Genomic DNA, 23476 nt, shown 5'->3' with positions numbered 1-23476 from the left:
CCTATTGAGGGAAGTCCGCGAGCAGTTCGCGGGCCGCGGCGAGGGAGGACTCGGTGCCCTCGGGGACGACGGTGGCGATCACGACCTTGTCGCTGCCGGCGTCGAGATAGGACTGGATGCGGGCCTTCGCGTGGGCCGGGCCGCCGGCGATGGCGAACAGGTCGATCCACTCGTCGGGCATCTCGGCCATCACGGTCTCGAAGCCGCCGCGGGCGATCATGTCGGCGACCTTCTCGTTGGCGCCCTCGATCGCGCCGAACAGCGGCCCGGGGCCGGTGGCCGCGATGTAGAAGGCGAGGACGGGGCGCAGCTGCTGGCGGACGAGGTCGGCCTTGCTGTCGTCGGACGTCAGGTTGACCGCGACGAGCGTGACGAGCTCGGGGCGGACGTCGCGGCCGGCCGCGGCGGTGTCGAGCTTGGCGCGGGTGGCGGCGACGTACTCGACGGGCGCGAGCGCGCTGACGACGAGACCCTCGGCCAGTTCGCCGGTGAGCGCGACGCCCTTGTCGCCGAGGACGCCGGTGTAGATCGGCACGGTCTCGGTCGCGGGGTGCGTGAGGACGACCTCATTGAAGTCGTGGATGCCGCCGGTGTGGTTGACCTTCTCGCCGGCGAGCAGCGAGCGGACGTGCACGAGGTTCTCGCGGAGCGCCGTCATCGGCGACTTCACGGTGAGGCCCATCTGCGCGGTCCAGGCGGGGACGCCGTGGCCGATGCCGGGGAGGAAGCGGCCGGGGAACGCGCGGCTCAGCGTCGCGATCTCCATGGCGAGCAGCGCGGGGTGCCGGACCATCGAGGAGACGACCGACAGGCCCACGGGGATGCGCTCGGTGGCGCCGAGGGCGATGCCGGCGGCGGCGATGCCGCCGAGGAAGAAGTAGTCCTCGGGGATCCAGAGCTGTCCGAACCCGCCCTGCTCCACCTCCCGCGACAGGCGGGCGATGTCCTCGGGCGGGGTGGTGCTGCCCAGCAGGACACCGATGCGGCTGGTGGTCGACTCGCTCATGCGTGCGCTCCGAAGGCGTCGAGGATCCGCTCAGGGCGGACCGGGATGGCAGTGATGTCAGGTGCTCCCGCCGGGAGCGCGTCCTGGATCGCGTTGACGATCGCGGCCGGAGCCGCGATCACTCCGCTCTCCCCGACGCCCTTCGCCCCGTTGAGGGTGAACGGCGTGGGGGTCACGGTGTGGAACAGGTCGAACTCGGGGAGATCGGTGGGCGCGGGCAGCGGGTAGTCCCGCAGCGAGGTCGCCAGCGGGCGGCCGTCGGCGTCGTAGGGGAGTTCCTCGAGCAGCGCGGTGCTGAGGCCCTGGACGACGCCGCCGATCACCTGGTTCTCGACGATCGCGGGGTTGAGCTGGTTGCCGCAGTCGTGGCCGACGATCAGCCGACGGACCGTCACCTGACCGGTGCCCGGGTCGAGCTCGACGAGGGCGACGACGACGCCGTAGGAGAAGGCGAGCGCCATCGGGTCGAACGCGCCGAGGAACTCCAGACCGGGCTCCATGCCCTCGGGCAGGTTGCCGCCCTGGTACGCGGCGGCGGCGATTCGCGCCAGTGGAATCGGGTCGACGCCGCTGTTCGGGACGCCGAAGCCGCCGGGGAGGAGGTCGACGTCGGCCTCGTTGGCCTCGAGCAGGTGCGCGGCGATCGCGCGTAGCTTCTCCTTGGCCTTGCCGGCGGTGACCAGCAGGGAAGAGCCGCCGATGCCGGCGGAGCGGCTCGCGCCACTGGCGTAGCCGGTGTAGTGCGAGGAGGCGGTGTCCCCGAAGTGGACGGTGACGTCGGCCAGGTCGACCCCGAAGGCGTCGGCAGCCTGCTGGGCGAGCGCGGTCTCGACACCCTGGCCCATCGGTGTCTGACTGATCGTCACGCGGATCTTGCCGTCGGGCTCGACGGCGATCGTCGTGGCGTCCCAGCCGCCCTGGGTGATGCCGATCAGCGGGAAGACGCCGGACGGGCCGAAGTTCGTGCACTCGTTGTAGAAGGCGACCCCGAGGCCGACGTGCCTTCCCTCGGCACGGGCGGCGTCGCGCTCGGCGAGCGCCTCCTGATACGCCGGGCGGGAGACCGCCAGATCGAGCAGGGCCGCGTAGTCGCCGCTGTCGAGGAGCATCCCGGCCGCGTTGGTGTACGGGAAGGCGTCGGCGGGGACGAGGTTGCGGCGGCGGAGTTCGACGGGATCGATGCCGAGCTTGCGCGCGGCGATGTCGAGGAGGCGTTCCATCGGGAAGTTCGCCTCGGGCTGGCCGAAGCCGCGGAACGCGCCGAGCGGGGACTTGTTGGTGACGACCGCGCTGGCCTGGATGTCGACGGCGGGGACGGCGTACGGGCCGCAGAGCAGGGCGCCGGTGGCCCATCCGGTCCCGGCGCCACAGGTGGACGGGGCGCTGCCGAGGTCGATCAGGTAGCGCGAGCGCAGGCCGACGATGTGGCCCTCGGCGTCGAAGCCGAGCTCGAGCTGCATGCGCTGTGCCCGCGACGGGGTGGAGGCGACGAAGGACTCGTCGCGCTGCTCGACGAAGCGGACCGGGCGACGCAGCTGCAGTGCGAAGTACGGGGCGAGCGCGTCCTCGGGGTAGACGACGGCCTTCATGCCGAAGGCGCCGCCGACGTCCGGGGCGATGACGCGGATCTGGTTCTCGGCGAGGCCGAGCATGGCGGCGAGGCCCTGGCGGACCTGATGGGGCGACTGGGTCGAGCTGTAGATCGTCAGGCTCGGGCCGCCGGGGGAGTAGTCGCAGACGATGCCGCGCGTCTCCATCGACGTCGCGGTCATGCGCGCGACGTCGAAGGTCTCGGAGACGACGACGTGCGCGCCCTCGAGGGCGGCGCCGGCGTCCGGCGGCTCGGGCAGGCCGGGGATCACGACCGGCCACGCGGAGCGGACCTGAATGTTGTCGCCCCACTCCTCGTGGAGGAGGCCGGCGTTCTCGGCGAGCGCGGCGTCGACGTCGACGACCGGCGGGAGGGGCTCGTAGACGACGTCGATCAGTTCGAGCGCGTCCTCGGCGACGTACTGGTCGCGGGCGACGACGGCGACGACGGGCTCGCCCACGTGACGGACCTTCCCCACCGCGAGCGGGCGGCCGTGACCGACCTTCTGGCCCGGGAGGTCCCACAGGTAGCTCTGCGGGCCGATCCGGTCGAAGAGCTCGGCGCCGGTGGCGACGGCGAGGACGCCGTCGAGGGCCGCGGCGCGGCTGGTGTCGATGGAGACGATCCGCGCGTGCGCGTGCGGGCTGCGCAGGACCGTGAGTGTCGCCTCGCGGGGGAGGTGGATGTCGTCGACGTACCGCCCGGCGCCGCGGACGAACCGCGCGCCGTTGCGGGACGGGATGCGGGCGCCGACGTAGGTGGGGCGCTCGGCCTGGGCGGTCACGAGGAGACCTCCGTCCCCTGCGCGGCGAGGGCGGCCTCGACGGCGGACAGGATCCCGACGTAGCCGGTGCAGCGGCAGACGTTGGCCGACAGGCGCGAGGCCAGGTCGTCGCGGGTGAAGGTGGTGCCGGCGCGGGCCTCGTCGAGGATCTCGGTGGCGAGGACGAGGAAGCCCGGCGTGCAGAAGCCGCACTGGAAGGCGAAGTGCTCGACGAACGCCTCCTGCAGGGCCGTCAGGGAGCCGTCGGGTTCGCCGAGGCCTTCGACGGTGGTGACGTCGGTGTCGGTCGCGGCGACCGCGAGGGTGAGACAGGAGCGGGCCGAGCAGCCGTCGATGAGGACGGTGCAGGCGCCGCACCACCCCTGGTGGCAGGAGGTGTGGGTGCCCGTCAGGCCGGCCTGCTCGCGCAGGACGTCGGCGAGGTTGGTGCGCGGTTCGACGACGGCGGTGAGCGGTTCGCCGTTGACGCGCAGGCGGACGAGTTGGTCGGTGGCGAGCTCGGTCGGGGTGCTCATGCGGCAGCTCCGGTGGCGGTTCCGCGGAGGTTCTCGAGGGCGGCGGTGAGGGCGAGGTCGAGCAGCCGGCGGCGGTAGGCCGGGCTGACGAGGTGGTCGGGGCTCGGGGTGAGCAGGGCCTGCGCCTCCTCGACGACGGCGTCGGCCTTGGCGTCGGGGGAGACGGTGAGCAGCAGGGGCGTGTCCCCGACGCCGCCGAGCGCGACGCGGGCGGAGCCGTCGGGCTGGGCGAGCGCGGCGACCGAGACCTTGCCGTGGCGGCGGTAGTGCCGCTGCTCGAACGCCCAGCGGGCGGTGGTGACGGGGACGTCGAGGCCGACGAGCAGCTCGTCCGGCCGGCGGACGGTGGTGAAGCGGCCGGTGCCGAACTCGACGACGGGGACCGTGCGCTCACCGCTCGCGGAGCGGAGGCGGACCGCGGCGTCGAGGGCGAGCAGGGCGGTCGGGAGCTCGGCGGTGGGGTCCGCGAAGGCGACGCTGCCGCCGAGGGTGCCGCGGTTGCGGGTGGGGACGTGGCCGACGCGGTTCAGCGCGGCGGCGACCAGCGGTGTGTGCTCGGCGAGCGGGTGCTGCTGCCAGGTGCGCTGGGTGACGGCGGCACCGAGGTGGAGGGTGTCGCCGGTGCGGTCGGCGGCGGTGAGCTCGGTCAGGCGGCGGATGCCGACGAGCGTCGCGGGCCGGACGAGGCGGGCGTTGAGCTGGGCGACCAGGCTCTGACCGCCCGCCAGGACGGCGACCGCGGCCGGGTCCGTGCCGGTACGGTCGGCGAGCACCTGGCACGCCTCGTCCAGGGTGCCCGGCTCGAGGTAGGAGAACGGGGCCGGTCGCATGGGCAACCTCGCATCTGCGTCGTCGCGCCGGCCGTCGTCGGTGGCGGTCGGCTGCTGTGGACGCTACGAGGGGTGACGCAGCTCAGGCGTCGGACGCAGGCACAAAGACCGCTCGCGCGGGGGTGTGCACGGTGGACAGCGTCAGGCCGGGCGGGTGCGGGCGCCGTGGAGGACCCGGCCGATCACCGTGTACCGGACGCCCCACTGATAGGTGACGAGCAGGACGGCGGTGACGGAGACGCAGAGCGCGGTGAACTTGGCCGAGGCCGGGGCGTCCCAGCTGTGGATGGCCCGGTGGAACGCGATCACCAGCGGAAGGTGCATCAGGTAGATCCAGTAGCTCGCGTCGGCGAGGTACCGGACGCCGCGGCGCTCGCGGCGCAGGGCCCAGCGGAACAGGCCGATGAGGCCGACGACCATGCCCCAGGCGTAGATCGTCTGGAGGACGGCGGCGGGCAGGATCGGCGCCTCGATGTCGTCCCAGGTCGCCGCGCGGGCGAGGGGGAAGACGACGAGCAGGCTGACGGCGAGGATTCCGGGCCAGCCGCGGCCGACGAGTTCGATGGCGAGGCGGCCGTCGCGCGTGCGCGTCGTCCAGAGCAGGTAGCCGACGGCGAAGAACGCCGCGTAGTAGACGAGCGGCGCCGGCTCGGGGAGCAGATGATTGGGCAGGGTGGGCCCGAAGGTGCGGGTCGGACCGGAGCCGACCATCGGGTACTGCATGACGACGGGGACGAGCACGAGGCCGGCGAGCACCGCGGTGCGCACGACGCGGGGCATCCGGGGGCGCCAGGCCGTCAGGTGGTGGGCGAGGGCGATCACCGCGACGTAGATGCACAGGAACCACAGGAACCACAGGTGGTGCAGGTTCTGACGCGGTGTGAACCACTCGGTGTTCGTGGGGGCGCCGGTGCCGACGCCGGAGAAGCCGCCCTCGGGGAGCGCGGCGCCGGCGGCCGCGAGCTCGATCAGGGGGACGACGGTGATCAGGCCGATCAGAAAGGGGATGCCGACGCGCTTGCTGCGGTGGGCGAGCAGGGCGCGGAGGCCGCGGCGGTGCAGGAGAAGTGCGGTGAAGAACCCGGAGAGGAGAAAGAACAGCTGCATCCGGAAGCCGTGCACGGCTTGGACGAACTCGTCGAAGTAGTTGTCGGTCGACGCGCTGGAGTCCGGGACCGGCCAGATCGTCGAGAAGAACGGGAGCGCGCTGTGGAGCGCGATCCCGAGCAGCATGACGGCACCCCGGAGCGCGTCGAGATCGTGAAGGCGGGTACCGGAGGTGGTGGTGGGGCCGCTCGACGGGCGGGGCCGCGTGGGGGCGTCGACGAGGGTCATCCCTACCTGCTTACCCATCGCAGGTTGGTTTGTCGCTGCGACACTGGTCACTTGCGATAGATCGTGACCGCAAATGTCGCGTTTTCGTCGTACGGACGCAGGTCCCACGTGGCGAATCTGTGCTCGAGCCGTAATCCGGCCGCGACCGCGTCGGCGTCCATGTCGGGGACCGGATAGCCGCGGTCGCTGCCGAGCCCGATCGCGAGGAAGCCGTCGGGCTTGAGGTGCTCGGCGATGCGGGCGAGGATCCGCGGTTCGCTGCCGGGCGCGACGAATCCGAGGACGTTTCCGGCCAGGACGGCGGCGTCGAACGGCTCGGTCTCGCCGTGCGCGGCCAGGTCGAGCTCGGCGAGGTCGCCGACGAGCCACCGGGGGTCGGGGTGGTCGGCCTCGGCGGCCGCGATCAGGGCCGGGTCGACGTCGACCCCGACGACGTGGTGACCGCGGGCGGCGAGCTCGCCCCCGAGCCGGCCGGGCCCGCAGCCGGCGTCGAGGATCCGGGCGGCGCGGGGGACCATCGCGTCGAGGAGCCGGGCCTCTCCCGCGAGGTCGGCCCCCTCCGCCGCCATCTTCCGGAACCGTTCGATGTACCAGGTCGAGTGGTCGGGATCCGTCTCCCCGGGCCACCGTGTGCGCGCGTCCATGGTTCGAACGTAGCCCGGGGTAAGGGGCGGGGTCGGTGCGGCTCCGCTCGGGGTGTCCTCCGTCGCTGCCTCCCGGACGCGCGGGCCGCGTCGGTCGGTGGTTGCGGTGGTGCGGCCGCGCGTCCTGATCGCGTGTCCTTCGGCCACGCGGGTCGGCTTGACGCTCCTTGAGGACACCCCGAGCTCCGCCGCTCCGCCCGCGCGATCTCCGCCGATGCGGCCGTGCGTTACTGGGGCGTGAGCGATCCGGGCCTCGACGTGCTGGTGCTGCTGGGGTTCGCGGCGCTGATGGCCGGGTTCGTCGACGCGGCGGTCGGTGGGGGTGGGCTGATCCAGCTGCCGGCGCTGTTGCTCGGGCTGCCGAACGCGTCGCCGGTGGAGGTGCTGGCGACGAACAAACTGTCGTCGATCTGTGGGACGACGGCGAGTTCGGCGACGTACTACCGGCGCGTGCGGCCGGACCGGGCGACGTTCGTGCCGTTGATGGCGCTCGCGTTCGTGGGTTCGGCGCTGGGGGCGGCGGTGACGTTCCTGATCCCGCGGGACGCGTTCGACCCGATCGTGCTGGTCGCGCTGGTGGTGGTTGGTGCGTACGTCGTGTTCCGGCCGGCGCTCGGGGAGGAGACGGAGCTGCGGTTCGCCGGGGCGGGGCACCGGCACGTCGCGGCCGCGATGGCGACGGGGTTCATCGTCGGGTTCTACGACGGGGCGCTCGGCCCGGGGACGGGGAGCTTCTTCCTGTTCGCCCTCGTCGGGCTGCTCGGGTACTCGTTCCTCGAAGCGTCGGCGAAGGCGCGGATGGCGAACTGGGCGACGAACTTCGCCTCGCTCTGCGTGTTCGTCCCGCAGGGCGCGGTGCTGTGGCGGGTCGGCCTGGTCATGGGGGCCTGCAACCTGGCCGGGGGTTACCTCGGCGCCCGCGTCGCGGTGCGGCGGGGCGCGCGGTTCGTTCGCGTGTTCTTCCTGGTCGTCGTGACCGGCTTCGTCGTCCGGATCGGCGGGGATGTGCTGTCGGTCTGGTGACGCGGTTCCGCCGCGCCGGCGGCCGGGCATGTGGGTGCGCGGTGGCGGGTAGATGCCGTGCGTGGGCGACAAACGAGTGATTCACACCGACCATGGCGGCGACGCGGGCGCGGACGTTCCCGACGTCGGCCAGACCAGCAGGGAAGACCTGCCGGACACCAGCCAGGCGACGACGGCCGACGACGACTCCGGCGTGCGGGACGACGACATCGCCGCCGGGCACATCGGTGAACCCGGCGGCCCCTCGTGGGCACGCTCCGGTGAGGAAAGCTAACGCTGCGACCGCGGTACTGACAGCCCGTCAGGTCAGAAGGGGACCGGGGCGGTCAGGTCTTTGATGAAGTCCGGTAGTTCGGCGTCGGGGTCGTCCGCGCCGGGGTAGGTGATGAACCGCAGGCCGGTGGGGGTGGTCCAGATGAACCGGCCGCGGTCTTGTTCGAGGTGCCAGCCGGGCATCTGTTTGACCTGGTGGTGGAACCGGCACAGGCAGCCGAGGTTCCAGTACCGCGTCCAGCCTTGGACGACTTTGCCCTTGATCTTCTTGTACGGGATCGAGTGGTCGATGTCGCACTGGCGGGCCGGGCGCCGGCAGCCGGGGAAGCGGCAGTGCTTGTCCCGGTTGCGGACCGCGGTCTTCATCGCCGGGGTGGGGACGTAGGTGTCGGCGTGCCGGTCCAGTTCGGCGATCGCCTCGGCCGACAGGGCCGAGGAGGCCGGGATCTCCGGTTCGGTCGGGTCGAGCCCGAGCGCCTCACCCAGGATGGCCTGGATCGTGTCGAGCTCCTGGGCGGCGATGGTGCGGTCGTCCCGGCGGGGGATCACCAGTGGCGCCTCGGCCGCCTCGTCCTTCTGGACCGTCCGGTCATGGTGGACGCGCTCCTTCAAAGCTTTGAAGATGCGCTTGGCTTCGTCCTCGGGCATGAACAGGCACAGGGTGGCCATGCCGTCATACTCCGGGCGCAGGTAGACGCAGCGTTCCTCGCGGGCCCGCTTCTCCCGTTTCCGGACGGCGTCCTCATCGATGGCCTTGACCTCGCGGCGGACCCGGTCCCGGAACGAGCGCCCGCCTCGTTCCCTGGCCTCGGGCAGCACCGCGTCCTCAAGCCGGGACGCCTGGGCGACGTCGAGGTCCGCGCCCTCGTCCACGATGGCCTGCACCTGCACCCGGTTGACCTCCCCACGCTCCAACGCGGCGAAGGTCTTGGGGTAGCGGCGGGTCAACTCCATCGCCACGTGGCACAGGTTCTGCACCGCCGCCGGCGAGAGCTTGAGCAGGCACCCGAGTTCGGCCTCGATCGAACGGCGCAGGTACTCGGGGTCGTAGTCGGAGTCCGGGTCGCGCAGCTTGCGCAGCGCCAGGTTCGACACCGCCCGGCACTTGGCGCCGTACGCGGCGTTCTCCAACCGGTCGGCGTCCGCGACCTCCCAGACCAGTTCGGCGTCGGAACGGGCCGCGGTCATGTCGATCGGTGCATCCACCGGCAGGACCGGGCCCGCGGCGTGAGCGGACCAGAACGCATCCCGCCGCGCCTCATAGGCCAGGAAGTCAAGGTAGGAGGCGTAGTCCGGATCCCCGGGCGAGGGTGGGCGGCCACCGTCGACCCACGGGGGCTCGCACCCCACGTCGGCCCGGTCCGCCAACTCGACCAGCACGGAACCCCCATCGGTTCGAACGTATGTTCGAGTATAGAGGTCGCCACCGACAAGCGCAAGACCGTCGAATGCAGCCTTAACGTCAGCGGGATCGCGCGTCATAGCGCGCGATCCCGCTGACGTTACGAGTGATTCGGGTCGGGGGAGAGCCCGGCTCAGACCCGATTCGGTGTGGAGCGGGTGACGAGAATCGAACTCGCACTGTCAGCTTGGGAAGCTGATGTTCTGCCATTGAACTACACCCGCGCTGACTGCCCCCGTGGAGCAGTCAGGGCCCGCAGTCTAGCGGGTCAGGCTGACTCGGCAATCCGCTTCATGGCGGTGAGGGTCGCGGGGATCCCGGTGTGGGCGAGGTCGATCCGTTTTCCGATCTCGGCCTCGGCGTCGGAGCCGTAGCGGTCGTGGAACATCGCGATCCCGTTCGGGAGGAACTCCCACGCCTCGGTGAGGCGGGTGCCGCCGTCGATCGGCTCCATCGAGTAGACCCACCGGACGTAGCGGTCCCCGACCTCCCACCCGAACGCCCGGCCGCGGTCGGCGGCGATCACGGTGCACCGGGTCTCCCAGGTTCGGTCCGGCAGGACGTTGCGGCCGGTGAAGACGTCCCCGACCTGTCCGGTCGCGCCCTCGTCCCACCAGCACTCCCGGCAGACCGGGCTCCACTCGCCCGTCCGGGTGACGTCGGAGACCAGGTCGTACACGGCCTCCGGGGAGGCGGCGACCTCGATCGATTGGCGGTGAGTGAGATCCCGCATCGGCTCGTCGCTCATGGGCTCAGCTTCTACCCTCGACGGATGCGGACTCCAGCGGGTGCCCTCCTCCTCGCCGCGGCCCTGGTCGCCGGCTGCGCCCCCGACGGGACCGCCCCGGCCGCGCCTCCCGCCGCGCCGCCCGACACCACGAACCAGGCCGTGACGGCCGACCCCGTCGTCCGAGTGGTGAGCAAGGCCGAGTGGAAGCGGATGGTCGCGGTCGGGATGGCGGGGAAGAACTGCCCCGTCAACCGGAAGAACCTGCGCCGGCTGGAGCTCAACCACTACGGGTTCGACGGGAAGGTCCACCGCGGGGCGCTGGTGGTCCGCGGGGACGTCGCGGGCAGTGTCAAGCGGATCTTCAGTCGCCTCTTCGAGGAGCGCTTCCCGATCCAGCGGATGATCCCCGTCGAGCACTACAACGGCAGCGACCAGCGCAGCATGAAGGCGAACAACACCTCCGCCTACAACTGCCGCCGCCCGAGCGAGGCGAACTCGCCGGCGCGAAAGTCACCCCACGCCAACGGCCGCGCGATCGACATCAACCCGTTCCGCAACCCCTGGGTGAACCCGCGCACCGGGAAGTGGGAGCCGTCGGCGAAGTACGCCAAGCGCACCCCCGGTAAGGGGAAGATCCTCAAGGGCGGCCTGGTCTGGCGCCTGTTCACCAACGAGGGCTGGATCTGGCAGAACATCGCCACGAAGGACTACCAGCACTTCGACACCGGCTACCCCTCGCGGCCGCTGCCCAAGAACCGCCGCTAAGCGCCCACGGTCGCCGCGAACATCGCGACCAGCGACGCCTCGACGTCCGCCCGGGCCTGGACCGGGTCGGCCGCGTCCCCGAGGACGAGGCCGGCCTCGATGCACGTGGCCAGCGCCATCCGGGCGAGGACGTCGACCGGGGCGACCAGCGTCAGCCCCTCCGCGATCGCACGCTCGTAGTGGCGCTCGAGCATCCCGAGCGAGAACCGTTCCTCGATCTCCCGGAACGCCGACCAGCCCAGCACCCGCGGCCCGTCGAGGACGACGATCTGCCGGAACGCCGGCCGCTGCTGGCAGACGTCGAGGAACGCCTGCAGCCCGCCGATCGTCGCCGACAGGAAGTCCGGCCCGCCGCCGAGCACCTCCTCGAGTTCGGCGACCAGCTCGGTCTCCAGCTCCTCCAGGACGCCGCGGAACAGGTCCCGCTTGTCCTTGAAGTGGTGGTACAGCGCGCCTCGGGTCAGGCCCGCCGCGGCGACCAGCCGCTCCTGTGAGACCTCGTCGTAGCCGGGGTCGGTGAACAGCTCACGCGCGGTCGCCAGCAGCACGGCCCGCGTCCGCGTGGCGCGGGCTTGCGTCGGCTGCGTCATGTCGCCCAGCAAAGCGCACCACCACCTCGGCCAGGTGCTGGGGTTGGTCCTCGGAGACGAACGTGTAGCTGTCCGCGATCTCGACGACCTCCGCGTTCGGCAGGACGCCGGCCAGCCGGTACGCGTCCGCCACCGGGAAGATCCGGTCCTCGCTCGCCCACGCCAGCAGCACCGGCTTGTCGAAGCGCGGCAGTTCCTCGGCCGCGGCCAGCAGGTGCCGGCGCTTGACCCCGCGCAGGAACCGCCGCAGGTCCTTGCGCACCTCGGCGCTGCGCCGCGTCGGCCCGAGGAAGGACTCGATCGTCTCGTCGTCGAACCGCCCCTTCGTGACCCAGCGGAAGGTGATCGGCAGGTTGTGCGTCCACCGCATCCGCAGCGTCTGCGCCATCACCCACATCGAGCCGGGCAGCTTCGCCAGCCACGGCAGGTACGCGAACAGCCGCGGTGGGAAGCGCTCGAACGCGTCGCACGAGGTCAGGACGACGCGCCCGATCCGTTCCGGGTGACGGGTCATCAGAATCTGCGTGATCGCCCCGCCGGTGTCGTTGGCGACGAGTGTGACGTCCCGCAGGTTCAGGTGCTCCAGGAACTCGGCGATCAGGTCCGCGGCCCCGGTCGGGCTGAGGTCCGCCTCCGGGACCGGGACCTGGTGCGCACCGAACGGCAGGTCCGGGCTCACGCACCGGAACCCGGCCGCCGCGACGTCGGGGACGACCTTGCGCCACAGGTCGGCGTTGACGAGCAGGCCGTGCACGAACACGACCGGCTCGCCCTGCCCACGGTCGGCGTAGAGGACCGCGCCCTCGGAGAGTTTCGCCTCGCGCCACTCGCCGAGGGCGGTCGTCCGCGCCATTGCGCCCACCTCATTCATACAGACTGCATGGTTCCACATTCATACAGCATGTATCTTTCCCGGACAAGACCCGGAAACAAGCGCGACGTGCGGCGCGAGCCCGAGGAACAGGCCCGCGACGCACGCCGCGAGGAGAAGCGCGCTACGTCAGTTGCTGATTCAGCTCAGCGTGAGCCGACCCAGCACCGCGTCGTCGGCGGTGACGCTGTCGTTCGAGATGTTGGTGTAGCCGGCGAGGTAGACCGTCTTCCCGTCGGGAGCCACGGCGACGCCGTACCAGGCGTCGCCCGGGGTGCCGAGGTCGGTCAGGATCACGCCGTCCGCGCCGTAGGCGGTGTCGCGCTTCCCGTCCTTGTCGAGGACGACGACCATCGCCTCCTGGTTCGACCCGTCGACCTTGCCGCTGCCGACGTAGACGATCCGGTCGCCCACCACGGCGAGGTTGCGACCGCGGTCGTCCTCACCGGTGATGTCGATGCGCGTGACGCCGTTCTCCCCGAAGGTGGTGTCGAACTCGCCGTCGTTCGTGAAGCGGTAGGCGATCAGGTCGACCTTGTCCGCGTCGTTCGCCTTGCCGTAGCCGGTGAGCACGTACTTGTCGCCCTGGACGCCGAACTGGTACGACTCGGCGACCGCACCCAGCCCGTCGTGCGTCGCGATGCCGTCGTCGTCGAAGGTCTTGTCCAGCTCGCCGTCCAGCGAGGTGCGGATCAGGACCGGCTGGACGGTCTCCTTGTCGCCGTTGCTGTAGCGCGAGTAGCCGGTCGCGACGAGCTTGTCCCCGACGACCTGGACGTGCCGCGCGTTGTCGGCCTGCTCCCGGTCGATCTTCAGGACGCCGTCGTCGCCGAAGTCGTCGTCGAGCTCGCCGTCGTCGTCGACGCCGAGGAGGACGAAGTCGGTGTCCTCGCGGTCCGAGCCGGCGGTCGTGACGCCGAAGATCACCAGACCGCCGCCGTCCGGCAGGGCCGCGGAGCCGTAGCCCTGGTCGGCGCCGACCCAGGCCGCCTCGCCGTCCTCGGAAATCTCGTGCCCGGTCCCGACGTCGAAGCGTGCGACGCCGTCGGTGCCGAAGTCGCTGACCGGCTTGCCGGCGCTGTCGAACGCCACGGCGACGACGTCGGTGTCCTTGGCTGCCTCGCCCGTGGCCTTCGCGTCGTGCTCGGCGGTGCCGACGGCCACGACGGTGCCGTCCTCCAGGAAGACCAGGCTGCGGGCCTGCTCGAGCTGGGTGGTCGGGTCGGTATTGGAGTTCGGGGAAACGTTGACGCTCGCGACGCCGCCGTCGCCGAAGGTCGTGTCCTTGGTGCCGCTCGTGGAGAAGCGCGCGACGGCGATCTTCTGGTCCGGGCCCTCGCTGGTCAGGCCGGCAGCGTAGATCTTGCCGTCCTTGCCGACCGCGACGGCGTTGAACCGGTCCTTGGCGCCGGAGACGAGCGCGGCCTTGACGATGCCGGCGGTGCCGAAGGCCGAGTCCAGCAAGGCCCCGGTGGGGGTGGGGGTCGCGCTCGGGGTGTCGGCGGCGCTCGGGCTCGAGCCGCTCGCCGTCAGGTCGTCGTCGTCATCGGCGCACGCGGACAGCACCAGCGTGCTGGTGATCAGGGCGCTGATCACAAGGCGGTTCACAAGGTCCTCCAGGGGCTAAGGGATGCCTCACCTTACTGAAGGTGGAACTCGCCCCTGACGTCTGCTCAGCCCTCGGAGATCGTGGTGAAGTGCTCCATGCCGGTCGGGCCGGTGAGGTAGTCCCGGATCGAGCCGACGAACTCGGTGAACGCCGGCGTCTCGCGCCACGCGTTGTGGTGGTCGACGCTGTCCCACACGACCGTCAGCAGGAACACGTTGGGCCGCTCGACCCCGCGCCCGATCCGCAGCGACCGGCAGCCACCGGGACCGCGGACGAGGTCGGCGCCCTGAGTCAGGACCTCCGCGAACTCGTCCGCCCGATCCTCGGCGACCGAGAGCTCCGCCTTCTCGACGACGGTCACGGGCGCCCGCCCTCACCGGTCGGGTCGGCCTCCGGCTCCGCCATCTGGTCGGGGTTCTCGCTGGGTGTGCCCTGCGAGCCCGCGCCGGGGTCGTTGTCCGTGAGCGCCGGGCCGGTCTGCGGGCCGTCGGCGGCGACACCGACCTTGACCGGACGCGTCGCCTGGACGAGCAGCTGCGCGACGTCGATGACCTGGACGCCCTCGGCGCTCTTGTCGCCCGAGCCCTGCTTGCCGGCCACCGAGTCGGAGATCATCGTCTTGCAGAACGGGCAGCCGGTGACGATCGTGTCCGGGTTCAGCGACAGCGCCTCTTCGGTGCGGTTGTCGTTGATCCGCTGGCCGATCGTCTCCTCCATCCACATGCGCGCACCGCCGGCGCCGCAGCAGAAGGACCGCTCCTTCGAGCGCTCCATCTCCTTGTACTGCAGGCCGCCGACCTTGCTGATGAGCTCTCGCGGCGGGGAGTAGACCTTGTTGTGGCGACCCAGGAAGCAGGGGTCGTGGTAGGTCGCGGTGCCCTCGATGTTGCTGACCGGCTTCAGCTTGCCGTTCGCCACCAGCTCGTTCAGCAGCTGCGTGTGGTGCACGAGCTCGTAGTTGCCGCCGAGCTGCGGATACTCGCGACCGAGGGTGTTGAAGCAGTGCGGGCAGGTGGCGACGATCTTCGTCGCCTTCGCCTCGTTGAGGACCTCGACGTTCTGCTGCGCGAGCATCTGGAAGACGAACTCGTTGCCCATGCGGCGGGCCGGGTCACCGTTGCAGGTCTCGGACTGGCCGAGGATCGCGAACTCGACGCCCGCGATGTGCAGCAGTTCGGCGACGGCCTTCGTCGTCTTCTGCGCCTTGTCGTCCAGCGCGCCGGCGCAGCCGACCCAGAACAGGTACTCGACCTCCGAGAGGTCCTCGACGTCCTCGCCGAGGACCTTGACCTCGAAGTCGAGGTCCTTCGTCCACTCGGTGCGCATGCGCGCCGGCATGCCCCACGGGTTGCCGGCCTTCTCGAGGTTCTTGAGCATCCCGCCGGCCTCGGACGGGAAGTTCGACTCGATCATCGTCTGGTAGCGACGCATGTCGACGATGTGGTCGATGTGCTCGATGTCGACCGGGCACTGCTCGACGCACGCGCCGCAGTTGGTGCAGGACCAGATGACGTCCGGGTCGATGACACCGCCCTCTTCGAGCGGGGCGACCAGCGGACGCTCGGCCTCGGCCTTCACCGACTCCGGCAGGTTCTCGCGCTCCTCTTCCGAGGCGAGCAGCCACGGCGCCTTCGCGAACGCGTGGTCACGCAGGTCGAGGATGACCATCTTCGGCGACAGCGGCTTGCCGGTGTTCCACGCCGGGCACTGGCTCTGGCAACGGCCGCACTCGGTACAGGTCGCGAAGTCGAGGAAGCCCTTCCAGGTGAAGTCCTCGACCTTGGAGCGGCCGAAGATGTCGGTCTCCTCGTCGAAGTCCTCGAAGTCGAGCGGCTTGCCGTTGCTCTGCATCGGGAGCAGCGGGCCCAGGCCGTTGGGCTTGCGCGCGAACGTGACGTTCAGCGGCGCGATGAAGATGTGCATGTGCTTGCTGTAGACGACGATCACGAGGAACACGAGCATGACGCCGATGTGGGCCCACAGGCCCGCCGTCTCGACCCACTCGAGCGTGTCGTGGTTCTCGATGCCCTCGAAGAGCTCGCCCGCCGCCTGGGAGGCGTAGGCGCCGTCGCCGTACGGCAGGTTGCCCGCGGCCGCCGCGGCGCCGCGGAACCAGAACATCGTCCAGATGACGTTGACGATCATGAAGAGGATCAGCCACGCGCCACCGGTGTGCGAGCCCTTGAACCGGGACTTGCGGTCCTTGCGGGCCGGGGAGTCCTTCCAGCGGATCGCCGCGAAGACCCCGAGGCTGATCAGCGCCAACAGCGCGATGGTGTCCTGCGCGAAGCCGAGCAGGTCCCACTTGCCGATGAGCGGGATGGCGAAATTCTCGTCGAACAGCGCGCCGTAGGCCTCGAGGTAGACGGTGCCGAGGATGACGAAGGCCCAGAAGACGAAGAAGTGGGCCATGCCGGGGACGGTCCACTTGAGCAGCTTCTTCTGCCCGAAGACCTCGACGACCTGCCGCTTGATCGCGGCACCGATCTTCGGCCGCTCCACGTTCGCGAGGCGGTCCGGGGCGGGCTGCCCCGTCATCGCCAGCTTGTAGAGCCACAAGCCGCGTCGAGCTGCGATCGGCAGAACGGCGAGGGTCATGGCCAACCCGACGATCCAGCGGGTGGTCATCATCAGCGTGCTCCCGGGCGAGGTGGCAGTCGGCGATGCAGTGCGAGCCGCGAACGTGAAACGGCGGGGTAAACCGCCCCGACGTTACCCCCCGTCACTGCACTTCTCCGCGCTGAGCCTCACCTCACCTGCGCAAACGGCGTGGGACGTGACCGAGACAACTTCGCGGGGTGGAAAATATGCAGGTGCGGATGGGGGCGGTCATCGAGATCGGGACCGGGTCCCTGCGTGCCGACGACGTCGTCGCGGTGGCCCGGGACGGGGCGCCGGTGGGCCTGTCCGCCGCCGCCCGGGCCGCGATCGTCGAGTCCCGGGCCCGGGTCGACGCGCTGGCCGCCTCCCCGGTCCCGGCCTACGGCATCTCGACCGGCTTCGGCGCGCTCGCGACCAAGCACATCCCGCCGGAGCGGCGCACCGCCCTGCAGCGCTCGCTGATCCGCTCCCACGCCGCCGGCAGTGGCCCCGAGGTGGAGCGCGAGGTCGTCCGGGCGCTCATGCTGCTCCGACTCCGGACACTGGCCACGGGCCGGACCGGCATCGCCCCGGCCACCGCCGACGCCCTCGCCGGGCTCCTCAACGCCGGCCTCACCCCGGTCGTCCCGGAGTACGGGAGCCTCGGCTGCTCCGGGGACCTCGCGCCGCTGGCCGCCGTCGCGCTCGTGCTGACGGGGGAGGGCTCGGTCCGCGACCGGTCCGGGGAGCTCGTTCCCGCCGCCGAGGCGCTGCCCGCCGCGGGGATCACCCCCGTCGTGCTCGCGGAGAAGGAAGGCCTCGCGCTGATCAACGGCACCGACGGCATGCTCGGCATGCTGGTGCTGGCCTGCGCCGACCTCCGCTCCCTGGTCCGGCACGCCGACCTCGCCGCCGCCCTCAGCGTCGAGGCCCTGCTCGGCACCGACCGGGTGTTCGCGGCCGACCTGCAGGCCCTGCGTCCGCACCCGGGGCAGGCCGACGCCGCGGAGAACCTGCGCGCGTTGCTCGCCGGGTCGCCGGTCGTCGCCTCGCACGCCGGGCCCGACGACCCCCGCGTCCAGGACGCGTACTCGCTGCGGTGCGCCCCGCAGGTCGCCGGCGCCGTCCGCGACACCCTCGCCCACGCGGTCACCGTTGCCGAGCGCGAGCTGGCCGCGGCGATCGACAACCCCGTCGTCCTGCCCGACGGGCGGGTCGAGTCCAACGGCAACTTCCACGGGGCGCCGGTCGGCTACGTCCTGGACTTCCTCGCGATCGCGGCCGCGGACCTCGCGTCGATCTCCGAGCGGCGCACCGACCGACTGCTCGACGCGCACCGGTCGCACGGGCTGCCGCCGTTCCTCGCGGCGGACCCGGGCGTCGACTCCGGCTACATGATCGCCCAGTACACGGCGGCGGGGATCGTCTCGGAGCTCAAGCGGCTCGCGGTCCCGGCGTCGGTGGACTCGATCCCGTCCTCCGGCATGCAGGAGGACCACGTCTCGATGGGTTGGCACGCCGGCCGCAAGCTGCGCCGTGCCGTCGACGGCCTGCGGCGCGTGATGGCGATCGAGATCCTCACCGCCGCCCGGGGTCTCGACCTGCGTGCCCCGCTCACCCCGGCCCCCGGCACCGGTGCGGTGGTAGCGGCGCTGCGGGAGCGGGTACCGGGTCCGGGGCCGGACCGGCACCTGAGCCCGGACCTCGACGCCGCCGTCGAGGCCGTCGCGTCGGGTGAACTGCTGGCGGCGGCCGAAGGCGTCGTGGGAGCACTGAAGTGAGGGGGCACTGATGAGGGGGCGCTGTGGGTGAGGTGCGAGCCGCTCGCGGGAGCGAGCGGACGGCGAAGACGTGGCCGGCGGAGGCTGCGTCCCGGATGCTCGACAACAACCTCGACCCGGACGTCGCGGAACATCCGGAGGAGCTCGTCGTCTACGGCGGCACCGGCAAGGCCGCCCGGGACTGGCGCAGCTACCGGGCGATCCAGGCTTCCCTGCAGGACCTGGAGGCCGACGAGACCCTGCTCGTGCAGTCCGGTCGGCCGGTCGGGATCCTGCGCACGCACGAGTGGGCGCCGCGGGTGCTGATCGCGAACTCCAACCTCGTCCCGGACTGGGCGAACTGGGACGAGTTCCGTCGCCTCGAGGCCGCGGGCCTGACGATGTACGGCCAGATGACCGCGGGCTCGTGGATCTACATCGGCACCCAGGGGATCCTGCAGGGCACCTACGAGACCTTCGCCGCCGTCGCCGAGAAGCGCTTCGGCGGGACGCTCGCCGGCACCGTCACCCTGACCGCCGGGCTCGGCGGCATGGGCGGCGCCCAGCCGCTGGCGGTCACGATGAACGGTGGCGTCGCGATCGTCGTCGAGTGCGACCCGACCCGCATCGAGCGCCGCGTCGCGCAGGGCTACCTCGACGTCGCGGCCGAGAGCCTCGACGACGCCCTCTGGCAGGCCGAGGACGCCCGGGCTCAGCGGCGGGCGCTCTCGATCGGTGTGCTCGGCAACGCGGCCGAGGTGCTGCCCTACCTGATCGCCCGCGGCGCGACCGTCGACATCGTCACCGACCAGACCTCGGCCCACGACCCGCTCGCGTACCTGCCTCGCGGCGTCGAGTTCTCCGACTGGCCCGCGCTGCGCGCCGACGACCCGCACGGCTGCATCCGCCGGGCGCGCGAGTCGATGGCCCGTCACGTCGAGGCCATGGTGACGTTCCAGGACAACGGCGCCGAGGTCTTCGACTACGGCAACTCGATCCGCGTCGAGGCGAAGACCGGCGGCTACGAGCGCGCCTTCGACTTCCCCGGCTTCGTGCCCGCCTACATCCGGCCACTGTTCTGCGCGGGCAAGGGCCCGTTCCGCTGGGTCGCACTCTCCGGCGACCCCCGCGACATCGCCGCGACCGACGACGCGATGCTCACCCTGTTCAAGGACAACGACACCGTCACCCGCTGGCTGCGGCAGGCCCGGGACAAGGTCCAGTTCCAGGGTCTGCCCGCGCGCATCTGCTGGCTCGGCGCCGGCGAGCGCGACCGTGCGGGGCTCGAGTTCAACCGCATGGTGACGCTGGGGAAGGTGAAGGCCCCGATCGTCATCGGCCGCGACCACCTCGACTGCGGCTCGGTCGCCTCGCCCTACCGCGAGACCGAGGGCATGGCCGACGGTTCCGACGCGATCGCCGACTGGCCGCTGCTGAACGCGATGGTCAACGTCGCCTCGGGCGCGAGCTGGGTCTCGATCCACCACGGTGGCGGCGTCGGCATCGGCCGGTCCCTCCACGCCGGCCAGGTCTCCGTCGCGGACGGGACGGTGCTCGCCGCCGAGAAGCTCGCCCGCGTCCTCACCAACGACCCCGCGACCGGCGTCCTCCGCCACGTCGACGCCGGCTACCCCGAGGCCGACGAGGCCGCCACCGCCGCCGGCCTCCCCATCCCCATGCACGCCCCCGACCCCGGTCCCTGAATCTGGGCCGCCGGGGACGTTCGCCCGCGGGTCTGGGGCGCGGATCCAACCGGTGGGGCTGGTGGGGCGTTAGGTTGACTCGAGGTGTCCCCTGGCCCGGGGCACGGACGTCGACACAGAGGATCCCCGGTGATCGAGTTCGATGCGGTGACCAAGGTCTACCCCGGCGGCACAGTCGCCGTGGAGAACCTCAGTCTCATCGCGCCCACTGGACGGATCACGGTCGTCGTCGGACCGTCCGGGTGCGGCAAGACGACGCTGCTGCGAATGGTGAACCGCCTCGTCGACCCGTCGGCGGGCCGCGTCCTCATCGACGGCGCCGCGAACACGCTGCTGCGCCGGTCCGCGCTGCGTCGCTCGATCGGGTACGTCATCGCCAAGGGCGGGCTGTTCCCGCACCGCACGGTCGTCGAGAACATCGAGACGGTCCCGCTGCTCATCGGCACGAAGCCGCGCCAGGCCCGCGAACTCGCGCACGCGCTGCTCGACCGCGTCGGCCTCTCGGTCTCCTTCGCCGACAAGTTCCCCGGCCAGCTCTCCACCGGTCAGCAGTTGCGCGTCGCGCTCGCCCGTGCGCTGGCCGCGGACCCGCCGGTCCTGCTGATGGACGAGCCGTTCTCGACGCTCGATCCCGTCGTCCGCGGCGACCTTCAGGACGACCTCCTCGACCTCCAGCAGGCCGCGCCGAAGACGATCCTGTTCGTCACCCACGACATCGACGAGGCCATCAAGCTCGGCGACCAGATCGCGGTCATGGACACCGGCGGCCGGCTGGTCCAGATCGCGACGCCGGAGACGCTGCTCGTGCACCCGGGTACGGACTTCGTCGCCGACTTCCTCGGCCGCGACCGCGGCATCCGCAAGCTCGCGTTCCTCCCGGTCAGTGACCTCCCGCTCGCCCCCGCGGCGACGGTCCAGGCCGGCGCGACCGGTGACCGCGCCAAGGCCATCTCCACCCAGCACAACCAGGACTGGCTGCTCGTGCTCGACCCCGAGCGCCACCCGCGCGGCTGGGTCGACACCAGCAAGCTCGGCCCGACCGACGTGGTCTCCGGCCAGGTCGTCTATCCGCTCGGCGGCACCTTCTACCCGGACGAGAGCGTCCTCGCGGCCCTCGACGCCGCGATCCTCTCCCCGCCCGGGCTCGCCGTCTGCGTCGACGACGACGGACTGGTCCAGGGCGTCGTCTCCCACGGTGACATCGCCCGGTACCTCGCCGCCCGCGGCCCTTCCACCCTCCCCTCCCGGCTCGGCGGTGCCGCGGTCTCCGCCGCCGCTCCCGCTCCGGCCCCGGCTCCGGCCCCCGCCCCGGCTCCGGCCCCCGGGCCGGAGGCGGCCCCGCAGCCGAAGCCCGCCCCGGCACCCAAGCCGGCCCCCGAACCGAAGCCGGCTCCCGCGCCGGCCCCGCCGGTCGCGAAGCCCGCCCCGGCCCCCGCGCCCGCACCCGCCCCCAAGCCGGCGCCCGCCGCACCGCCGGCGGCTCCGGCGGCGAAGTCGGTTCCGCAGCCCACCCCGCCGCCGGCACCGCCGCAGCAGCAGCCGCCGAAGCAGCCCGCGCCGCCGGAGACCCCGACCGTCGAGGTGATGCGGACCCCGCCCGCCTCGGTCCACCCCGTCGCCCCGCCGCCGGGCGACCCCGCGCCCGCGCCCAAGCCGGTCCCCGAGCGGCGGCCGGTGCCGCCGCCGACCCCGGTCGCCCCGGCGGCCCCGGCCCCGCCGGTCGCGAAACCGGCTCCCGGCTCCCAGGTACCCACCCCGCAGGTCGCGCCGCAGCAGCCCCCGGCCGCGCCCACCCCGGCCCCGGCCCCGGCCCCGGCGAAGGCCACCCCGGCCCCGGCGAAGCCCACCCCCGCCCCGGTGAAGCCGGCCCCGGCCCCGCCGCAGCCGGCCCGGCCGGCCGAGCCCGCGCACGCCGCCCCGGTCGAGTCCCCGGCCGCGGCGGCCGCGGCCGCCGCCGCGAGCGAGGACGACGAGGACCTCGACAGCGGTCGGTGGGAGTGGGACGCCGCGGCGGGCCGCTGGGTCCGGGTCGCGGACAGCTGAGGGCCGGTACATGAACTGGGCGTGGGAGAACCGCAGCTATCTCGGTGACCTGATCGGCGAGCACGCGATCCTGGCGTTCGTGCCGCTGCTGATCGGGCTGCTGCTCGCGTTGCCGTTGGGCGTCCTGGTGGCGTACTCGCGCAGGTCGCGATTCCCGATTCTCGCGTTGTGCACGTTCCTGCAGGCGATCCCGGCGCTGACGTTCTTCATCGTGTTCCCGTCGCTGCTCGACACGAAGCTCAACGACCGGGTCAACGTGGTCATCGGGCTCTCGCTGCTCGTCCTCGGACTGCTGACGCGCGCGGTCGCCGAGGCGGTCGTCGCGGTGCCGGCGCACGTACGCCTCGCGGCCGACTCGATGGGGATGTCGGGCTTCGCGCGGACGACGAAGGTCGAGCTGCCCGTCGCGCTGCCGGCGATCATCGCCGCGCTCCGCACGGCCGCCGTCCTGTGCGTGACGCTCGCGACCGCGGCCGCGATTCTCGGGGTGCGCGGTCTCGGGACGCTGTTCATCGAGGGCTTCGACACCGGGTTCGAGACCGAGGTGCTCGTCGGCATCGCGCTGGTCGGCCTGATCGCGTTCGGCGCCGACGTCGCGCTGGTGCGCGCGAACCGCCTGCTGGCGCCGTGGTCGAAGCTGGTGACGATCCGATGAACCTGATGTGGGACTACCTCTCCGACGCCGACAACTGGACCGGCAGCGGCGGCATCGGGGACCGCATCCTCGAGCACCTGATGCTCAGCCTGGGCGCGCTGTTGATCGCCGCCCTGATCGCGTTCCCGATCGGTCTGATGGTGGGTCATGGCCGCCGCGGCGACGACGTGCCGATCACCCTCGGTGCGATCGGCCGTCTCGTCGCCCCGCTCGGGATCTTCTGCTACTTCGCGCTCAAGATCGACACCGGCAACGACGCGGTGCTGCTCGGGCTGGTGCTGCTGGCCGTCCCGCCGATGATGACCGCCGCCTACACCGGGATCCGACTGGTGGACGCCGCCGCGGTCGAGTCGGCGCGGGCGGCCGGCATGTTGCCCAGTCAGATCCTGCGCTCGGTCGAGGTGCCGATGGCGCTGCCCGACCTCGTCGAAGGCGTCCGCAAGTCGACCCGTCAGGTCGTCGCGATGGCCGCCGTCGCCGCGTTCGTCGGGGCCGACGGGCTGGGCCGCCTGATCATCGACGGGCAGTCGGACGAGTTCCGCAGCTACGGGATGGTCGCCACCGGCGGTGTGCTCATCGCGATCCTCGCCGTGCTGCTCGACGCGATCATCGTCGCCGTGGGCCACCACTTCACCTCGCCCGGTCTGACGCGCCGATTCCGCGCCCCGGCCGACCGGCCCACGTCGGCGAGCGCGCCGGGCGCGGGGCCGGTCTCGACCTACCCGACGATGCCGCCGCCGGCACCGGAACCCTGACGCCGGAGCCTC

21 protein-coding genes and 1 tRNA gene are annotated in these 23476 nt (G+C 71.9%); 8 read left to right on the top strand and 14 right to left on the bottom strand.

The window, feature by feature from the left end; genetic code table 11:
• Position 1: 1 nt before the first annotated feature.
• From SPOPO_RS0107875 to SPOPO_RS0107850, 6 genes are all read right to left on the bottom strand, one after another.
• Positions 2-1006: an LLM class flavin-dependent oxidoreductase gene (locus SPOPO_RS0107875; protein ID WP_019874246.1), complete on the bottom strand. Its 1005-nt coding sequence runs from the start codon at positions 1004-1006 to the stop codon at positions 2-4.
• The gene (locus SPOPO_RS0107870) at positions 1003-3381 is read right to left on the bottom strand and encodes a xanthine dehydrogenase family protein molybdopterin-binding subunit (RefSeq protein WP_019874245.1); all 2379 of its coding nucleotides are present in this window, start codon (positions 3379-3381) and stop codon (positions 1003-1005) included. The genes SPOPO_RS0107875 and SPOPO_RS0107870 overlap by 4 nt, the downstream gene beginning before the upstream one ends.
• Positions 3378-3896: a (2Fe-2S)-binding protein gene (locus SPOPO_RS0107865; protein ID WP_019874244.1), complete on the bottom strand. Its 519-nt coding sequence runs from the start codon at positions 3894-3896 to the stop codon at positions 3378-3380. The genes SPOPO_RS0107870 and SPOPO_RS0107865 overlap by 4 nt, the downstream gene beginning before the upstream one ends.
• Positions 3893-4726, bottom strand: a complete 834-nt coding sequence (locus SPOPO_RS28375; protein WP_019874243.1) for an FAD binding domain-containing protein — start codon at positions 4724-4726, stop codon at positions 3893-3895. The genes SPOPO_RS0107865 and SPOPO_RS28375 overlap by 4 nt, the downstream gene beginning before the upstream one ends.
• A 141-nt stretch (positions 4727-4867) precedes the next feature.
• Positions 4868-6079, bottom strand: coding sequence for an acyltransferase family protein (locus tag SPOPO_RS0107855; RefSeq protein WP_084670929.1), 1212 nt, complete (start codon positions 6077-6079; stop codon positions 4868-4870).
• A 29-nt stretch (positions 6080-6108) separates the two neighbouring features.
• A complete protein-coding gene (locus tag SPOPO_RS0107850) occupies positions 6109-6705 on the bottom strand; it encodes a class I SAM-dependent methyltransferase (RefSeq protein WP_019874241.1) in 597 nt (198 codons plus the stop codon).
• Between the two features lie 237 nt (positions 6706-6942).
• Between SPOPO_RS0107850 and SPOPO_RS0107845 the strand changes: the two genes are divergently transcribed.
• Both SPOPO_RS0107845 and SPOPO_RS0107840 read left to right on the top strand, forming a co-directional pair.
• Positions 6943-7728, top strand: a complete 786-nt coding sequence (locus tag SPOPO_RS0107845; protein WP_028984598.1) for a TSUP family transporter — start codon at positions 6943-6945, stop codon at positions 7726-7728.
• A 61-nt stretch (positions 7729-7789) separates the two neighbouring features.
• On the top strand, positions 7790-8002 hold the full coding sequence (locus SPOPO_RS0107840) for a hypothetical protein (RefSeq protein WP_156869684.1): 213 nt from the start codon (positions 7790-7792) through the stop codon (positions 8000-8002).
• A gap of 32 nt (positions 8003-8034) precedes the next feature.
• Here the strand turns inward: SPOPO_RS0107840 and SPOPO_RS0107835 are convergent, their stop codons facing one another.
• The 3 genes from SPOPO_RS0107835 to SPOPO_RS0107825 form a co-directional block, all read right to left on the bottom strand.
• A complete protein-coding gene (locus SPOPO_RS0107835) occupies positions 8035-9381 on the bottom strand; it encodes an HNH endonuclease signature motif containing protein (RefSeq protein WP_019874238.1) in 1347 nt (448 codons plus the stop codon).
• Positions 9382-9553: 172 nt separating this feature from the next.
• A tRNA-Gly gene (locus SPOPO_RS0107830) sits at positions 9554-9627 on the bottom strand.
• Positions 9628-9671: 44 nt separating this feature from the next.
• Positions 9672-10151, bottom strand: coding sequence for an SRPBCC family protein (locus SPOPO_RS0107825; protein WP_019874237.1), 480 nt, complete (start codon positions 10149-10151; stop codon positions 9672-9674).
• Positions 10152-10175: 24 nt separating this feature from the next.
• On the opposite strand from SPOPO_RS0107825, the gene SPOPO_RS0107820 reads away from it, so the two are divergent.
• Positions 10176-10898: a M15 family metallopeptidase gene (locus tag SPOPO_RS0107820; protein WP_019874236.1), complete on the top strand. Its 723-nt coding sequence runs from the start codon at positions 10176-10178 to the stop codon at positions 10896-10898.
• On the opposite strand, the gene SPOPO_RS0107815 is transcribed toward SPOPO_RS0107820, so the two are convergent.
• The 5 genes from SPOPO_RS0107815 to SPOPO_RS0107795 form a co-directional block, all read right to left on the bottom strand.
• The gene (locus tag SPOPO_RS0107815; protein ID WP_028984596.1) at positions 10895-11488 is read right to left on the bottom strand and encodes a TetR/AcrR family transcriptional regulator; all 594 of its coding nucleotides are present in this window, start codon (positions 11486-11488) and stop codon (positions 10895-10897) included. The two genes, SPOPO_RS0107820 and SPOPO_RS0107815, sit on opposite strands and share 4 nt — an antisense overlap.
• Entirely contained in the window at positions 11424-12341 is a 918-nt protein-coding gene (locus SPOPO_RS0107810; RefSeq protein ID WP_019874234.1) for an alpha/beta fold hydrolase, read from the bottom strand. Before SPOPO_RS0107810 ends, SPOPO_RS0107815 begins: the two co-directional genes overlap by 65 nt.
• A 159-nt stretch (positions 12342-12500) precedes the next feature.
• Positions 12501-13967 carry a delta-60 repeat domain-containing protein gene (locus SPOPO_RS0107805; protein WP_156869682.1) on the bottom strand — a complete coding sequence of 489 codons (1467 nt, stop codon included), beginning with the start codon at positions 13965-13967 and terminating at the stop codon, positions 12501-12503.
• Between the two features lie 65 nt (positions 13968-14032).
• Positions 14033-14329 (bottom strand): putative quinol monooxygenase, encoded by a 297-nt coding sequence (locus SPOPO_RS0107800; protein WP_019874232.1) that lies wholly within the window; start codon positions 14327-14329, stop codon positions 14033-14035.
• Positions 14326-16596 (bottom strand): heterodisulfide reductase-related iron-sulfur binding cluster, encoded by a 2271-nt coding sequence (locus SPOPO_RS0107795; RefSeq protein WP_084671686.1) that lies wholly within the window; start codon positions 16594-16596, stop codon positions 14326-14328. The genes SPOPO_RS0107800 and SPOPO_RS0107795 overlap by 4 nt, the downstream gene beginning before the upstream one ends.
• Positions 16597-16775: 179 nt before the next feature.
• Here SPOPO_RS0107795 and hutH point away from each other — a divergent pair, with 179 nt between their 5' ends.
• From hutH to SPOPO_RS28355, 5 genes are all read left to right on the top strand, one after another.
• On the top strand, positions 16776-18329 hold the full coding sequence (gene hutH, locus SPOPO_RS0107790; protein ID WP_019874230.1) for a histidine ammonia-lyase: 1554 nt from the start codon (positions 16776-16778) through the stop codon (positions 18327-18329).
• Between the two features lie 23 nt (positions 18330-18352).
• Positions 18353-20011: a urocanate hydratase gene (locus tag SPOPO_RS0107785; protein ID WP_019874229.1), complete on the top strand. Its 1659-nt coding sequence runs from the start codon at positions 18353-18355 to the stop codon at positions 20009-20011.
• 129 nt (positions 20012-20140) lie between these two features.
• Positions 20141-22054: an ATP-binding cassette domain-containing protein gene (locus SPOPO_RS35075; protein WP_019874228.1), complete on the top strand. Its 1914-nt coding sequence runs from the start codon at positions 20141-20143 to the stop codon at positions 22052-22054.
• Positions 22055-22064: 10 nt separating this feature from the next.
• A complete protein-coding gene (locus SPOPO_RS0107775; RefSeq protein WP_019874227.1) occupies positions 22065-22709 on the top strand; it encodes an ABC transporter permease in 645 nt (214 codons plus the stop codon).
• Complete coding sequence (locus SPOPO_RS28355; protein WP_019874226.1) at positions 22706-23464, top strand: ABC transporter permease; 759 nt, start codon at positions 22706-22708, stop codon at positions 23462-23464. Before SPOPO_RS0107775 ends, SPOPO_RS28355 begins: the two co-directional genes overlap by 4 nt.
• The last annotated feature ends 12 nt before the right edge of the window (positions 23465-23476 follow it).

The organism is Sporichthya polymorpha DSM 43042 (assembly GCF_000384115.1).
Lineage (GTDB): Bacteria > Actinomycetota > Actinomycetes > Sporichthyales > Sporichthyaceae > Sporichthya > Sporichthya polymorpha.
This window is presented reverse-complemented; position numbering and strand designations above follow the sequence as displayed.

Excerpts from the sequence above, each read along its gene's own strand:
- SPOPO_RS0107875 (WP_019874246.1), bottom strand. The coding sequence starts at position 1,006 with ATGAGCGAGTCGACCACCAGCCGCATCGGTGTCCTGCTGGGCAGCACC.
- SPOPO_RS0107865 (WP_019874244.1), bottom strand. The coding sequence starts at position 3,896 with ATGAGCACCCCGACCGAGCTCGCCACCGACCAACTCGTCCGCCTGCGC.
- SPOPO_RS28375 (WP_019874243.1), bottom strand. The coding sequence starts at position 4,726 with ATGCGACCGGCCCCGTTCTCCTACCTCGAGCCGGGCACCCTGGACGAG.
- SPOPO_RS0107855 (WP_084670929.1), bottom strand. The coding sequence starts at position 6,079 with ATGGGTAAGCAGGTAGGGATGACCCTCGTCGACGCCCCCACGCGGCCC.
- SPOPO_RS0107850 (WP_019874241.1), bottom strand. The coding sequence starts at position 6,705 with ATGGACGCGCGCACACGGTGGCCCGGGGAGACGGATCCCGACCACTCG.
- SPOPO_RS0107825 (WP_019874237.1), bottom strand. The coding sequence starts at position 10,151 with ATGAGCGACGAGCCGATGCGGGATCTCACTCACCGCCAATCGATCGAG.
- SPOPO_RS0107820 (WP_019874236.1), top strand. The coding sequence starts at position 10,176 with ATGCGGACTCCAGCGGGTGCCCTCCTCCTCGCCGCGGCCCTGGTCGCC.
- SPOPO_RS0107815 (WP_028984596.1), bottom strand. The coding sequence starts at position 11,488 with ATGACGCAGCCGACGCAAGCCCGCGCCACGCGGACGCGGGCCGTGCTG.
- SPOPO_RS0107810 (WP_019874234.1), bottom strand. The coding sequence starts at position 12,341 with ATGGCGCGGACGACCGCCCTCGGCGAGTGGCGCGAGGCGAAACTCTCC.
- SPOPO_RS0107795 (WP_084671686.1), bottom strand. The coding sequence starts at position 16,596 with ATGACCACCCGCTGGATCGTCGGGTTGGCCATGACCCTCGCCGTTCTG.
- hutH (WP_019874230.1), top strand. The coding sequence starts at position 16,776 with ATGCAGGTGCGGATGGGGGCGGTCATCGAGATCGGGACCGGGTCCCTG.
- SPOPO_RS0107775 (WP_019874227.1), top strand. The coding sequence starts at position 22,065 with ATGAACTGGGCGTGGGAGAACCGCAGCTATCTCGGTGACCTGATCGGC.
- SPOPO_RS28355 (WP_019874226.1), top strand. The coding sequence starts at position 22,706 with ATGAACCTGATGTGGGACTACCTCTCCGACGCCGACAACTGGACCGGC.